This window comes from Pseudomonas sp. OV226, assembly GCF_003148705.1.
Lineage (GTDB): Bacteria > Pseudomonadota > Gammaproteobacteria > Pseudomonadales > Pseudomonadaceae > Aquipseudomonas.
On the sequence record NZ_QGGS01000006.1, the window covers coordinates 29,272 to 43,253 of the forward strand.

The 13,982-nt window shown below is 57.3% G+C and carries 11 protein-coding genes; 2 read left to right on the forward strand and 9 right to left on the reverse strand.

From position 1 onward, the window contains the following. Nucleotides 1-39: 39 nt before the first annotated feature. From bamA to rpsB, 9 genes are all read right to left on the reverse strand, one after another. The gene (bamA, locus tag C7534_RS13000) at nt 40-2,430 is read right to left on the reverse strand and encodes an outer membrane protein assembly factor BamA (protein ID WP_109786007.1); all 2,391 of its coding nucleotides are present in this window, start codon (nt 2,428-2,430) and stop codon (nt 40-42) included. A gap of 74 nt (nt 2,431-2,504) precedes the next feature. Further along, on the reverse strand, nt 2,505-3,857 hold the full coding sequence (gene rseP / locus C7534_RS13005; RefSeq protein ID WP_109786008.1) for a sigma E protease regulator RseP: 1,353 nt from the start codon (nt 3,855-3,857) through the stop codon (nt 2,505-2,507). Between the two features lie 53 nt (nt 3,858-3,910). Further along, a complete protein-coding gene (ispC, locus tag C7534_RS13010) occupies nt 3,911-5,101 on the reverse strand; it encodes a 1-deoxy-D-xylulose-5-phosphate reductoisomerase (protein ID WP_109786009.1) in 1,191 nt (396 codons plus the stop codon). Continuing rightward, nucleotides 5,098-5,904, reverse strand: a complete 807-nt coding sequence (locus C7534_RS13015; protein ID WP_109786010.1) for a phosphatidate cytidylyltransferase — start codon at nt 5,902-5,904, stop codon at nt 5,098-5,100. Before C7534_RS13015 ends, ispC begins: the two co-directional genes overlap by 4 nt. After that, nucleotides 5,904-6,659 (reverse strand): polyprenyl diphosphate synthase, encoded by a 756-nt coding sequence (gene uppS, locus C7534_RS13020; protein ID WP_046029189.1) that lies wholly within the window; start codon nt 6,657-6,659, stop codon nt 5,904-5,906. The genes C7534_RS13015 and uppS overlap by 1 nt, the downstream gene beginning before the upstream one ends. A 13-nt stretch (nt 6,660-6,672) precedes the next feature. After that, nucleotides 6,673-7,230: a ribosome recycling factor gene (gene frr, locus C7534_RS13025; RefSeq protein ID WP_046029188.1), complete on the reverse strand. Its 558-nt coding sequence runs from the start codon at nt 7,228-7,230 to the stop codon at nt 6,673-6,675. Next, complete coding sequence (pyrH, locus tag C7534_RS13030) at nt 7,227-7,970, reverse strand: UMP kinase (protein ID WP_003172271.1); 744 nt, start codon at nt 7,968-7,970, stop codon at nt 7,227-7,229. Before pyrH ends, frr begins: the two co-directional genes overlap by 4 nt. Before the next feature lie 209 nt (nt 7,971-8,179). Beyond that, entirely contained in the window at nt 8,180-9,043 is an 864-nt protein-coding gene (tsf, locus tag C7534_RS13035) for a translation elongation factor Ts (RefSeq protein ID WP_027604480.1), read from the reverse strand. Nucleotides 9,044-9,234: 191 nt separating this feature from the next. Continuing rightward, nucleotides 9,235-9,972 carry a 30S ribosomal protein S2 gene (gene rpsB, locus C7534_RS13040; protein ID WP_003219330.1) on the reverse strand — a complete coding sequence of 246 codons (738 nt, stop codon included), beginning with the start codon at nt 9,970-9,972 and terminating at the stop codon, nt 9,235-9,237. 371 nt (nt 9,973-10,343) lie between these two features. Between rpsB and map the strand changes: the two genes are divergently transcribed. Beyond that, a complete protein-coding gene (map, locus tag C7534_RS13045) occupies nt 10,344-11,126 on the forward strand; it encodes a type I methionyl aminopeptidase (protein ID WP_046029187.1) in 783 nt (260 codons plus the stop codon). A gap of 45 nt (nt 11,127-11,171) precedes the next feature. Further along, entirely contained in the window at nt 11,172-13,874 is a 2,703-nt protein-coding gene (locus C7534_RS13050) for a [protein-PII] uridylyltransferase (protein ID WP_046029186.1), read from the forward strand. The last annotated feature ends 108 nt before the right edge of the window (nt 13,875-13,982 follow it).

Here is a 13,982-nt window from a genome sequence, read left to right on the forward strand (position 1 = left end):
CTCCTACAAAATCCATTGTCGTTATTTTGGGACAGACGCTTAGAACGTCTGGCCAAGAGAGAATTGGAACACCTGGGTTTCAGCGTTATCCGGTTCTTTTACTGGCATGGCCAATGCAAAGCTCAGAGGACCCAGCGCGGTGACCCATGTCACACCCACACCGACGGAACTGGCCAGGTTGCTCAGACTGATATCGTTGCACTGCGTATTGGACTTCACATTAGCGTTAGTGTTGGAAGTCTGCTGGCACTTGGAGTCGAAGACGTTACCCACATCCCAGAATACCGAGGTACGCAGCGAGCGCTGATCTTTGACGAATGGCAGCGGGAACAGAATCTCCGCACCACCTTGAATCAGGACGTTACCGCCAAATGGCAGTGGATCCTGATCCGGGTCAGCAAGCGTGCCCGGGTTGCCAGTGACGCCTTGACCGCGGCTCGGAGTACTACGCGGCCCCAATGTGCTGTCCTTGAAGCCACGAACCGAGTTGAAACCACCAGCATAGTAGTTTTCATAGAATGGCAAGTCATCGGTCGAACCGTAACCGTCGCCATAACCCAATTCAGTGTGCAGGCGCATGGTGTAGTTCTCGCTCAGCGGCTGGAACAACTGGCCACGGTAGTCGAGCTTGTAGAACGACAGGTCGCTACCCGGCACGGTCACTTCCGCTGTCAAGCTTTGAGAATGACCACGGGTCGCCAGCACACCTTTGTTCAGGGTGGACTCGGACCAACCGGCCGATGCCTTGAAGTTCAGGTACTGGTCGCCTTCGGTGTTTACGAAGTCGAAGATTTCATCGACGGTGTACTGACCGGTCTTGATCTTGTCTTGCTGTGCAGTCAGGCCAAAGGTCAGACGCGAAGTCTCACTGATCGGGTAACCGACACTTACGCCGGCACCCAGGCTATCTACGGCATAGCTCGCTACGTCGACATCAAGGTCTTTGTAGTCGGTGGTGCGATAGAAAGCGTTGTAACCCAGGCTCACGCCATCGGCTGTCCAGTACGGGTCGACATAACCGAAGTTATAGCGGCTCTGGTATTCGCTTTTGGTCAAGCCGATGCTGACCTTGTTACCGGTACCCAGAAAGTTGTTCTGAGTGATGGAACCACCGAGGATCAGGCCGGCACTTTGAGCGAAACCAACGCTGGCAGTGATCGAACCGGAAGCCTGTTCTTCAACGCTGTAGTTCACATCAACCTGGTCATCGACACCTGGCACAGCAGGTGTTTCGACGTTCACTTCCTTAAAGAAGCCCAGACGCTCAAGACGAGTCTTGGATTGGTCGATCAGGTAGGTCGAAGCCCAGCCGCCTTCCATCTGACGCATTTCACGGCGCAGCACTTCGTCTTCAGACTTGGTGTTGCCACGGAAGTTGATACGGTTCACGTAAGCACGCTTGCCTGGATCGACCGCGAAAGTAATGTCGACGGTGTGGTCGTCTTCATGCGGCTGAGGCACACCGCTTACGTTGGCGAAGGTATAGCCCTCGTTACCCAGACGGCGAGTAATCAGCTCCGACGTGGTGGTCATCAGCTTGCGCGAGAACACCTGACCTTTCTGCACCAGCAGCAGGGATTTGATCTGGTCTTCAGGGACTTTCAGGTCGCCGCTCAACTTGACGTCACGAACGGTGTACTTATCGCCTTCGTTGACGTTGACGGTGATGTAGACGTGTTTCTTGTCCGGAGTAATCGATACCTGAGTCGAAGCGATATCCATATTGATATAGCCGCGGTCCAGGTAGTAGGAACGCAGGCGCTCCAAGTCACCGGAAAGTTTTTCCCGCGCGTACTTGTCGTCGTTCTTGAAGAAAGACAGCCAGTTGGTGGTCTTCAGTTCGAACAGGTCGATCAGGTCTGCTTCAGGGAAGACGGTGTTACCCACCACGTTGATGTGCTGGATGGCAGCGACGGTGCCTTCGTTGATGTTGACCTTCAATCCGACACGGTTACGCGGCTGCGGGACCACCTCGGTGTCGACGGTGGCCGAGTAGCGGCCCTGAGCGACGTATTGGCGTTGCAGCTCGTTACGCACACCTTCAAGGGTGGCGCGCTGGAAGATTTCACCTTCGGCCAGACCGGACTGCTTGAGGCCCTTCATCAGGTCTTCAGTAGAGATCGCCTTGTTACCTTCGATCTCGATACTGGCGACCGATGGACGCTCGACTACCGTGATGACCAGGACGGTGCCATCGCGGCCCAGCTGGATATCTTGAAAGAAACCGGTTTTGAACAACGCACGAGTGGATTCCACCAGGCGACGATCGTCCGCCTGTTCGCCGACGTTCAACGGCAAAGCACCAAAGACGCTACCCGCGGAGACCCGCTGGAGGCCATTGACGCGAATATCAGAGATAGTGAAGGACTCGGCGTGAACTTCGGCGATCATCAATACGGTGAGAACCGCAGTTAGCAGCAGACGTTTCATGAAGTCCTTTCTTATTCCAACTGGCAATAAACAAACTGCCGCAAAATGCGGCAGATTCGCAATTCAGCGAAGTGTTACAGACGGCCCAAATCATTGACCAGAGCAAGCAACATCACCCCGACCACCAAACTGATACCGATCTGTATCCCCCAACCCTGCACCCGATCTGACAAGGGGCGACCACGCGCCCACTCGATCAGATAAAACAACAAATGCCCCCCATCCAGTACAGGAATGGGCAACAAATTCAGAACTCCCAGGCTAATACTCAGATATGCAAGGAAATTCAGGAAATCAGCTACGCCCGACTGGGCAGAAGCGCCCGCCACTTTAGCAATGGTTATCGGTCCACTCAAGTTTTTTACCGAGAGCTCACCGAACAACATTTTCTTGAGTGAATCGAGGGTCAGCACGCTCATGGTCCAAGTGCGTCGCGCGCCCTCTCCAATCGCAGCCAATGGACCGTAACTGACTTCTCGAACCATCTCTGGCGGCCAATCGACCGCTTTCACTCCGGCCCCCATGTAACCGGTAGGTGCCTTGCTCTCGCCGCGAGAGGCCAACGTCACAGGGACGTCGATTTGAGCACCATCGCGCTCGATGCGCAGCATGATTTTGGTATCTGGATGCATACGCACGGTGTCGACCACTTGCTGCCAGTCATCCAGCGCCTTGCCGTCAAGGGCAAGCAAGCGATCACCGGTTTTCAGGCCCGCAGCCTGTGCCGGCCCCTTCGGATCGAGTTCGGCGAGCACTGGCGGTAACGCCGGGCGCCAAGGACGAATGCCCAGCGAACGAATCGGATCTGGCTCGTCGGCACCTTTAAGCCACTTATCCAGCACCAGCTCACGTGGGGAATCCGTCGTGGAACCCTGCTCACGCACCAATAATTGAAGGGTTCCGCTCTCACCAAGACGACGAACCAATTGCAGATTCACCGCAGCCCAACCGGACGTTGGTTCGCCATCAATGGCAATGATTTCCTGACCTGCGCTCAAACCAGACCGGGCGGCAACGCTGCCAGACTCGACCGCACCAATGACGGGCCGTACCTGCTCGCTGCCGAGCATGGCCAACACCCAGAAAAACACCATTGCCAACAAGAAGTTGGCGATCGGGCCTGCCGCCACGATCGCAATACGCTGACGGACAGATTTGCGATTGAAAGAATGTTCGAGCTGATCGACCGGCACTTCGCCTTCACGCTCATCGAGCATCTTCACGTAGCCACCCAATGGAATGGCAGCCACTACAAACTCAGTACCTTTCTTGTCGTGCCAGCGCAGCAGCGGCATACCGAAGCCTACGGAGAAACGCAGCACTTTGACCCCACAGCGACGTGCGACCCAGAAATGGCCGAATTCGTGGAAGGTAACCAGCACACCCAAAGCCACCAGGGTGCCGAAAATCATATAGAGCGCGCTCATCTACTTTCTCCGCAATTCTATCCGGTGCTGCATGGGCCAACATATGGCAGCACTTACCGCCCGTGACGACTCAACCATTGCCCGGCCAGCACTCGCGCTTTCTCGTCAGCCGTAAACACGGCCTCGAGATCGCCCACTGCGACGACAGGCTCGAGGTTCAACACTTCTTCGATAATACTCGCGATTTCCAGGTAGCGGACCCGCCCGTCGAGAAAGGCTGCAACAGCCACTTCATTCGCTGCATTCAGCATCGCTGGCGCGCTGTTGCCAGCCTCGGCTGCCTGGCGCGCAAGGCGCAGGCAAGGGAAACGCTCTTCATCGGGCGCCTGGAAATCCAGACGCGCAATAGCGAACAGATCCAGCGGTGCCACGCCGGAGTCAATACGTTCTGGCCAGGCCAGGGCATTGGCGATCGGGGTGCGCATGTCCGGATTGCCCAACTGAGCCAGCACCGAACCATCGATATAGTCGACCAGGGAATGGATCACGCTCTGAGGGTGAATAACCACTTCAACCTGGGACGGCTTGGCGTCGAACAGCCAGCAGGCTTCGATCAACTCGAGCCCTTTGTTCATCATGCTCGCCGAATCGACCGAAATCTTGCGTCCCATGGACCAGTTCGGGTGCGCACAGGCTTGCTCAGGGGAAACATGTGCCAATTCGGCCATCGGCGTCTGTCGGAACGGACCACCAGAGGCTGTCAGCAGAATCCGGCGTACGCCGACCACGCCAAGCCCACGGGCGAAATCCTGCGGCATGCACTGGAAAATCGCGTTGTGCTCGCTGTCGATCGGCAGCAATACCGAACCGCTTTTGTGCACGGCTTGCATGAACAGCGCCCCGGACATCACCAGCGCTTCTTTGTTAGCCAGCAGGATTTTCTTGCCGGCTTCAACTGCTGCCAGGGTCGGGCGCAAACCCGCAGCACCCACGATGGCCGCCATGACGGCATCGACTTCAGGATCGGAGGCCACCTGACACAACCCCTCCTCGCCCACCAATACCCGGGTCGACAGGCCGGCAGCGCGCAAGTCGTCCTGCAAGCCACGAGCAGGGCCCGCCTCAGGCACGACGGCGAATCGCGGGGTGTGGCGCACACACAGCGCCAGCAATTCACTCAAACGAGTAAAACCGCTCAAGGCAAAGACTTGATAACGCTCGGGATGGCGAGCAATGACATCCAGAGTGCTCAGACCAATCGAACCGGTCGCCCCCAGAACAGTAATCTGCTGAGGGCGACTCACGGTGCAGCCATCCACAACAATACGGCGAATACCGGGATCGCTGCCGTCAGGCTATCGATTCGGTCAAGGACACCGCCATGCCCTGGCAGCAGGTTACTGCTGTCCTTGATGCCTGATTGACGTTTGAACATGCTCTCGGTGAGGTCACCCACCACCGAAATGAAGACGATGACTGCAGCACCGACCAACCCCATGAGCATCTGGGCGAAACTCCAGTCGCGCACCAGGCCGACGATCGCTGTGATCACCAGGCTCAGCACCAGGCCACCGTAAACGCCTTCCCAGCTCTTGCCGGGACTGACCTGTGGCGCCAGCTTGCGCTTGCCAAAGGCACGGCCGGAAAAATACGCACCAATATCCGCGCCCCATACCAGCACCATCACGGCCATGATCAACCAGTTACCCAAGGGTTCCTGCTTGATCTGGACCAGACCTTGCCAGGCCGGCAACAGGATCAGCAAACCGATCACCAGCTTGCAGGCGGCACTGGCCCAGTGTTCGCTGGAACGCGGGTAGGTCAGCACCAGATACGTCGCCACGCCCCACCAGAGCACTGAAGCGCCCAGAACCCAAGGCGCAAGCCCCGGCAGGATGTGCATGACAAACAGCATCAATGCGACCACGACGGCATAGGCAACGCGAACCGGCTGAGCGGTGAAACCGGCCAGCCTGGCCCACTCCCAGGCACCGAGCGTCACTACTAGCCCGATAAACAGCGCAAAGCCGGAACCTTCGAGCAGGAAAAAACCGCACAAAGCGATCGGCAGCAGGATCAGCGCAGTAATGATTCGTTGTTTAAGCATTAAAACCGGGCTCCAGCCTCGACCTGCTCGCTCGTTTTACCGAAGCGGCGCTGGCGAGAAGCGAAATCGGCCAGCGCGTTTCGCATGGCGTCGTGTTTGAAGTCCGGCCAGAACAGGTCGGAGAAGTACAACTCGGCGTAGGCCAACTGCCACAGCAGGAAGTTACTGATGCGGTGCTCGCCACCGGTACGGATGCACAAGTCCGGCAACGGCAGATCACCGGTGGCCAGACAGGTCTGCAGCAATTCAGGGGTGATGTCTTCCGGGCGCAGATGCCCGGCCTGAACTTCCCGCGCCAGACGCTGGGCAGCCTGCGCGATATCCCACTGACCGCCGTAGTTGGCGGCGATTTGCAAGACAAAGCGGTTGGCCCCGACGGTCATCGCTTCCGCTTCACGCATGGCTGCTTGAAGTTCGGGGTGAAAACGCGAGCGATCGCCGATGATGCGCAGACTGATATTGTTGTCGTTGAGGCGCTTGGCCTCACGACGCAACGCTTTGAAGAACAAATCCATCAAGGCACTGACCTCATCAGCCGGGCGCTGCCAGTTTTCACTGGAGAAGGCGAACAGGGTCAACACCTCGACCTTGGCCTCAGCGCACACCTCGATTACCGCACGCACCGCGTCCACACCCGCTTTATGCCCGGCAACACCCGGCATAAAGCGCTTCTTCGCCCAGCGATTATTACCATCCATGATGATCGCGACATGGCGCGGCACCGCGGACGGTACAGTCTGCTTGGTCTTATCCATGAAAACTCGACCCTTATACGGCCATCAGGTCTTTTTCTTTCTCTGCCAGCTTCGCGTCGATTTCAGCCACGAATTTCTTGGTCAGATCATCAATCTCGCCGGTGGCACGACGCTCTTCGTCTTCACTGATTTCTTTTTCCTTGACCAGGTCCTTGAGCTGACTGTTCGCATCACGACGGATGTTGCGCACTGCAACACGGGCGTCTTCAGCGACATCGCGAGCCTGCTTGGTGAAACCGCGGCGGGTTTCTTCAGTCAGGGCCGGCATGCTGATCAGCAGCAATTCACCCAGGTTGGTCGGGTTCAGGTTCAGACCGGCACTGCCAATGGCTTTGTCGACAGCACCCAGCATGTTGCGCTCAAAGGCAACGACTTGCAGGGTACGGGCGTCTTTGACAGTAATGTTCGCCACTTGCTTGATCGGCGTGTCGGAACCGTAGTAAGGAACCATCACACCCTCCAGAATGCTTGGGTGCGCCTGGCCCGTACGGATACGGCCAAAGTTGTGCGCCAGCGATTCCACGGATTTTTGCATACGCTCTTTAGCGTCTTTCTTGATTTCGTTGATCATTGTTGGCCTTCCTCGATCAGGGTCCCTTCAGCGCCGCCATGCACGATGTTCAGCAAGGCGCCGGGCTTGTTCATGTTAAAGACGCGCAACGGCATCTTGTGGTCGCGACACAGGCAAATAGCCGTCAGATCCATCACGCCCAGCTTGCGATCCAGCACTTCATCGTAAGTCAGATGATCGAACTTCTCGGCATGCGGGTCTTTGAACGGGTCAGCGGTGTAGACGCCATCGACCTTGGTCGCCTTGAGCACGACATCGGCGTCGATTTCGATCGCTCGCAAGCAAGCTGCCGAATCCGTGGTGAAAAACGGATTACCGGTACCGGCCGCGAAAATCACGACCTCTTTGGCGTTCAGATGGCGCATGGCTTTGCGGCGATCATAGTGATCGGTCACGCCTACCATGGAAATGGCCGACATCACGATGGCCGAGATATTGGCACGCTCCAGCGCATCGCGCATGGCCAGGGCGTTCATCACAGTGGCCAGCATGCCCATGTGGTCGCCAGTTACCCGATCCATGCCGGCCGCGCTCAGCGCCGCACCGCGGAACAGGTTACCACCACCGATCACCAGACCGACCTGAACACCGATGCCGACCAATTGGCCGACTTCCAGCGCCATGCGATCCAGAACTTTCGGATCGATCCCGAACTCTTCCGAGCCCATCAGGGCCTCGCCGCTAAGCTTGAGTAGAATGCGTTTATAGCGAGCCTGATAACCACTGCCCTGCTGAGCCATTGCGAATCTCTCCTGCGGCGTATTTTAAAAATTCTTTGCGAGCTGTTTACAGCTGCGCTCACTCTAGCTTGGCGCTGCTTCAGCGCCATCGGAACATGGCTTTGTAAGCCAGTTCCAAAGGGAAACCAATTAAAAATTGGTGCCCCATCTGAAAAGAGGCTGCGCGCGCAAGCGGGCAGCCTCTTCAGGGCGACAGTTAAAAAACCGTCTTACTGCTTGGCAGCAGCCAGTTGAGCGGCAACTTCTTCAGCGAAGTTGTCGACTGGCTTCTCGATGCCTTCGCCTACCTTGAAGTAGGTGAAAGAAACGATTTCAGCACCGGCTTTCTTGGCCAGCTCGCCGACCTTGATTTCAGGGTTCTTGACGAACGCCTGCTCAACCAGGCTGGCTTCGGCCAGGAACTTGCTGATACGGCCTTTGACCATGTTTTCAACGATGTTTTCTGGCTTGCCTTTGATTTTTTCTTCGTTCAGCTGCAGGAACACAGCTTTTTCACGCTCGATCGCTTCGGCAGAAACTTCCGAAGGCAGCAGGAACTCTGGGTTGCTGGCCGCTACGTGCATAGCGATGTCTTTGGCCAGTTCAACGTTGCCGCCTTTCAGGACAACTGCAACACCGATCTTGTTGCCGTGCAGGTAACCACCAACAACATCACCTTCAACGCGTACCAGGCGACGGATGTTGACGTTTTCGCCAACCTTGCCAACCAATACCAGGCGATCAGCTTCTTGAGCGGCGATCAGCGGAGCGACGTCAGTCAGTTTGTCGGCGAACGCTTTTTCAACGCTAGCAGCAACAAATGCCTTGAAGTCGTCCTGCAGGGCCAGGAAGTCAGTCTGCGAGTTTACTTCCAGCAGAACAGCAGATTTGCCGTCTTCTTTCAGAGCGATAGCGCCTTCTGCAGCCACGTTGCCTGCTTTCTTGGCAGCCTTGATTGCGCCGGAAGCACGCATATCATCAATGGCTTTTTCGATGTCGCCGTCAGCCTTTTCCAGGGCTTTCTTGCAATCCATCATGCCTTCGCCGGTACGCTCACGCAGTTCTTTAACCAACGCTGCAGTAATTGCTGCCATTTTCAAAATCCTCTTGGATAGGTTTTCAACCATTCCACCCGATCGAACGGGCGATCAATTCTTCCCGAACCACCGTTGTAAGCCGCTGCACGTTACAGCTCTGCAAGTGCGGGGCCGACAAACGGTTTTCGAGGTGGCAAAAAGGGGGCCAAGCCCCCTTTTTGCTTACTGAGTCAACGCCAAGGCGTCAATTACTCAGCTGCTGCTACCGGAGCTTCTTCAACGAACTGCTCGGTGCCGCCAGCAACGTGGTTGCGACCGCGGATTACAGCGTCAGCCATCGAACCCATGTACAGCTGGATAGCGCGGATTGCGTCATCGTTGCCTGGGATGATGTAGTCAACGCCTTCCGGGCTGCTGTTGGTATCGACTACGCCGATAACCGGGATGCCCAGCTTGTTGGCTTCGGTGATCGCGATGCGCTCGTGATCAACGTCGATAACGAACAGTGCGTCTGGCAGACCGCCCATGTCCTTGATACCACCCAGGGAACGATCGAGCTTCTCAAGATCGCGAGTGCGCATCAGCGCTTCTTTCTTGGTCAGCTTGGCGAAAGTACCGTCTTCGGCTTGCACTTCAAGGTCACGCAGACGCTTGATGGAAGCACGGATGGTTTTGAAGTTGGTCAGCATGCCGCCCAACCAGCGGTGATCGACGTACGGCGAACCGCAACGTGCTGCTTCTTCAGCAACGATCTTGCCAGCGGAACGCTTGGTGCCGACGAACAGAATCTTGTTTTTGCCCTGGGCCAGACGCTCTACGAAAGTCAGAGCTTCGTTGAACATTGGCAGGGTTTTTTCAAGGTTGATGATGTGGATCTTGTTACGCGCGCCGAAAATGTATTTACCCATTTTCGGGTTCCAGTAACGGGTTTGGTGACCGAAGTGCACACCGGCCTTCAGCATATCGCGCATGTTGACTTGGGACATGATAGTTCCTTAATAAGTCGGGTTTGGCCTCCACGTATCCCAATGACCAACCAGCAGCATCAGCTGAAGGCACCCAGGTCATCGTGTCGACACGTGTGTGGATTTAAGCCTTTCGGGGTATCCCCGGAAAGCGGCGCATTTTATACCACAAGGCTCGCAAAAACGGAACCCGGATTCTCAAATCCGGACGCGCGTCTTAAATCGCCCCTTGGAATCATCAAGAATGCGCCTATCTATAGAGAGATGCTAAGCACTGAGGCTCAGATTTGCGCTGATCGTCTGATAGAATCAGGTTTTTCAGGGCTGCGCAGATCAATCGCACACCGCCCATTTCGTTTTGACAAGCGCCATTGAGCGCAGAGAGAGCCTGTATGACCGTCACCCTCAAAACCCCAGAGGACATCGCAAAAATGCGCATCGCCGGCAAACTGGCCGCCGATGTGCTGGAAATGATTGCCGAACATGTCAAACCGGGCATTACCACCGAAGAGCTGGATCGCATCTGCCACGACTACATCGTCAACGAACAGAAAGCCATTCCTGCGCCGCTCAACTACAAGGGTTACCCGAAGTCGATCTGCACTTCGATCAACCACGTTGTCTGCCACGGCATTCCGAACGAGAAGCCGCTGAAGGATGGCGACACGCTGAACATCGACGTCACCGTCATCAAGGACGGTTATCACGGTGATACCAGCCGCATGTTCCACGTCGGCACCGTGCCGGTCTGGGCCGAGCGCCTGTCGCAAGTGACCCAGGAATGCATGTACAAGGCGATTGAAATCGTCAAACCCGGCTGCCGCCTTGGCGACATCGGCGAAATCATCCAGAAGCACGCGGAAAAGAACGGTTTCTCGGTGGTTCGCGAGTTCTGCGGTCACGGTATCGGCAAAGTGTTCCACGAAGAGCCGCAGATCCTGCATTACGGCCGCGCCGGCACCGGCATGGAACTCAAGGCGGGCATGACCTTCACCATCGAACCGATGATCAACCAGGGCAAGGCCGACACCAAAGTGCTGGGCGATGGCTGGACCGCGATCACCAAGGACCGCAAGCTGTCGGCCCAGTGGGAGCACACCCTGCTGGTTACCGAAACCGGTTACGAGATCTTCACCCTGCGCGCCGACGACACCATCGCGCGCGTTTCGGCCTGATCCGTTCCGCAAAGCTCTCAGCCTTATAGACAGGAAAGCCAATCGATGCCGCAGGTGGATCCCGAACTCTTCGACCGCGGCCAGTTCCAGGCTGAACTGGCCCTGAAGGCAAGCCCGATTTCAGCCTTCAAGAAGGCGATCCGCCAGGCCCGCGAGGTGCTCGACGGGCGCTTTCGCAGCGGCCGCGACATTCGCCGGCTGATCGAGGACCGCGCCTGGTTCGTCGATAACATCCTGCAAAAGGCCTGGGAGCAGTTTAACTGGAGTGAAGACGCCGACATCGCGCTGGTCGCGGTCGGTGGCTATGGTCGCGGTGAACTGCACCCTTATTCCGACATCGATTTGCTGATCCTTCTGGACAGCGCCGACCACGAAGTTTTCCGCGATTCCATCGAACGTTTTCTGACCTTGCTCTGGGACATCGGCCTGGAAGTCGGTCAGAGCGTGCGCTCGGTGGACGAGTGCGCCGTTGAGGCCCGCGCCGACCTGACGGTGGTCACCAACCTGATGGAAAGCCGCACCATCTGTGGCCCTGAGCGCCTGCGCCAGCGCATGCTGGATGTCACCAGCACCGCGCACATGTGGCCGAGCAAGGACTTCTTCCTGGCCAAGCGCGCCGAGCAGAAGGCCCGCCACCACAAATACAACGACACCGAATACAACCTGGAACCCAACGTCAAAGGCTCGCCGGGCGGATTGCGGGACATCCAGACGATTCTCTGGGTAGCCCGTCGTGAATACGGCACCCTGAACCTGCGTGCACTGGCTGGCGAAGGTTTTCTGGTAGAGAGTGAAAACGCCCTGCTCGCCTCGTCCCAGGAATTCCTGTGGAAGGTCCGTTACGCGCTGCACATGCTCGCCGGTCGCTCCGAGGATCGCTTGCTGTTCGATCACCAGCGTTCGATTGCCGGGCTGCTGGGCTTCGTTGGCGATGACGCCAAGCAAGCCATCGAAAACTTCATGCAGCAGTATTACCGGGTGGTCATGAGCATTGCGCAGCTCAGCGACCTGATCATTCAGCACTTCGAAGAAGTCATCCTCGCCCCGGACGATGAAGCGCCGCCGCAGCCCATCAACTCGCGGTTCCAGCTGCACGACGGTTATATCGAGGCACGCAACGACAACGTGTTCCGTCGTACGCCGTTCGCCATGCTGGAAATCTTCGTGTTGATGGCCCAGCAACCGGAAATCAAAGGCGTGCGCGCCGATACCATCCGTCTGCTGCGCGAGAACCGTCACCTGATCGACGACGAATTCCGTAACGACATTCGTAACACCAGCCTGTTTATCGAGCTGTTCAAGTGCAAGATCGGCATCCACCGCAACCTGCGCCGGATGAACCGTTACGGCATTCTCGGGCGCTATCTGCCGGAGTTCGGCTTGATCGTCGGGCAGATGCAGCACGACCTGTTCCATATCTATACGGTCGACGCGCACACCCTGAACCTGATCAAACACCTGCGTAAGTTGCAGTACAGCCAGGTATCGGAAAAATTCCCGCTGGCCGCCAAGCTCATGGCCAAGCTGCCCAAGCCCGAGCTGATCTACATGGCCGGGCTCTACCACGACATCGGCAAGGGCCGCCATGGCGACCACTCGGAAATCGGCGCGGTGGATGCAGAGGCTTTCTGCCAACGCCATCAGTTGCCGGTGTGGGACAGCCGCCTGATCGTCTGGCTGGTGCAAAACCACCTGGCGATGTCGACCACCGCCCAGCGCAAGGACTTGTCCGACCCGCAGGTGATCCACGATTTCGCACAGGCCGTCGGTGACGAAACCCGCCTCGATTATCTGTACGTGCTGACCGTAGCCGACATCAACGCGACCAATCCGACCCTGTGGAACTCGTGGCGCGCCAGCCTGTTGCGCCAACTGTATACCGAGACCAAGCGCGCCCTGCGCCGCGGCCTGGAAAATCCGGTGGATCGTGAAATGCAGATCCGTCAGACCCAGAGCGCCGCCCTGGACATCCTTGTGCGCGGCGGAAACGATCCGGACGATGTCGAACAGCTGTGGTCACAACTAGGCGATGACTATTTCCTGCGCCACACCGCTGGCGACGTCGCCTGGCACACCGACGCGATCTTGCAACAACCTGCCGACGGCGGGCCGCTGGTGCTGATCAAGGAAACCACGCAGCGCGAGTTCGAGGGCGGCACTCAGATCTTCATTTATGCGCCGGACCAACACGATTTCTTCGCCGTGACCGTGGCGGCGATGGACCAGCTCAACTTGAACATTCACGACGCCCGGGTCATCACCTCCAGCAGCCAGTTCACCCTCGACACCTATATTGTGCTCGACACCGACGGCGACTCGATTGGTGATAACCCGGCGCGGGTCAAACAGATCCGTGATGGACTGACCGAAGCCCTGCGCAACCCGGACGACTACCCGACCATCATTCAGCGCCGGGTGCCGCGCCAGCTCAAGCATTTTGCCTTTGCGCCCCAGGTTACGATTCACAACGACGCTCAACGTCCGGTGACCGTGCTGGAACTCACCGCCCCCGACCGTCCAGGCCTGTTGGCGCGGATCGGCACGATCTTCCTGGAGTTCGACCTGTCGCTGCAAAACGCCAAGATTGCCACGCTGGGCGAGCGGGTGGAGGACGTGTTCTTCATTACCGACGCCAATAACCAGCAGTTGTCTGACCCGCTGCTGTGCAGCCGCTTGCAGGATGCAATCGTTGAACAACTGAGCGTCAGCCACGAACCCGATATCAAACTGTCACGACTCAGTATCTGAATTAACCAACTTTCCCTGTGGGAAAACGCTTATGTAGGAGCCGGGCTTGCCCGCGATAGCATCACCTCGGTGCACCTGACAAACCGAGGCGCCTGCATCGCGGGCAAG

Coding starts and splice junctions, on each gene's coding strand:
- rpsB (WP_003219330.1), bottom strand. CDS start 9,972: ATGTCCCAAGTCAACATGCGCGATATGCTGAAGGCCGGTGTGCACTTC.
- C7534_RS13015 (WP_109786010.1), bottom strand. CDS start 5,904: ATGCTTAAACAACGAATCATTACTGCGCTGATCCTGCTGCCGATCGCT.
- C7534_RS13050 (WP_046029186.1), top strand. CDS start 11,172: ATGCCGCAGGTGGATCCCGAACTCTTCGACCGCGGCCAGTTCCAGGCT.
- bamA (WP_109786007.1), bottom strand. CDS start 2,430: ATGAAACGTCTGCTGCTAACTGCGGTTCTCACCGTATTGATGATCGCC.
- frr (WP_046029188.1), bottom strand. CDS start 7,230: ATGATCAACGAAATCAAGAAAGACGCTAAAGAGCGTATGCAAAAATCC.
- uppS (WP_046029189.1), bottom strand. CDS start 6,659: ATGGATAAGACCAAGCAGACTGTACCGTCCGCGGTGCCGCGCCATGTC.
- map (WP_046029187.1), top strand. CDS start 10,344: ATGACCGTCACCCTCAAAACCCCAGAGGACATCGCAAAAATGCGCATC.
- pyrH (WP_003172271.1), bottom strand. CDS start 7,970: ATGGCTCAGCAGGGCAGTGGTTATCAGGCTCGCTATAAACGCATTCTA.
- rseP (WP_109786008.1), bottom strand. CDS start 3,857: ATGAGCGCGCTCTATATGATTTTCGGCACCCTGGTGGCTTTGGGTGTG.
- tsf (WP_027604480.1), bottom strand. CDS start 9,043: ATGGCAGCAATTACTGCAGCGTTGGTTAAAGAACTGCGTGAGCGTACC.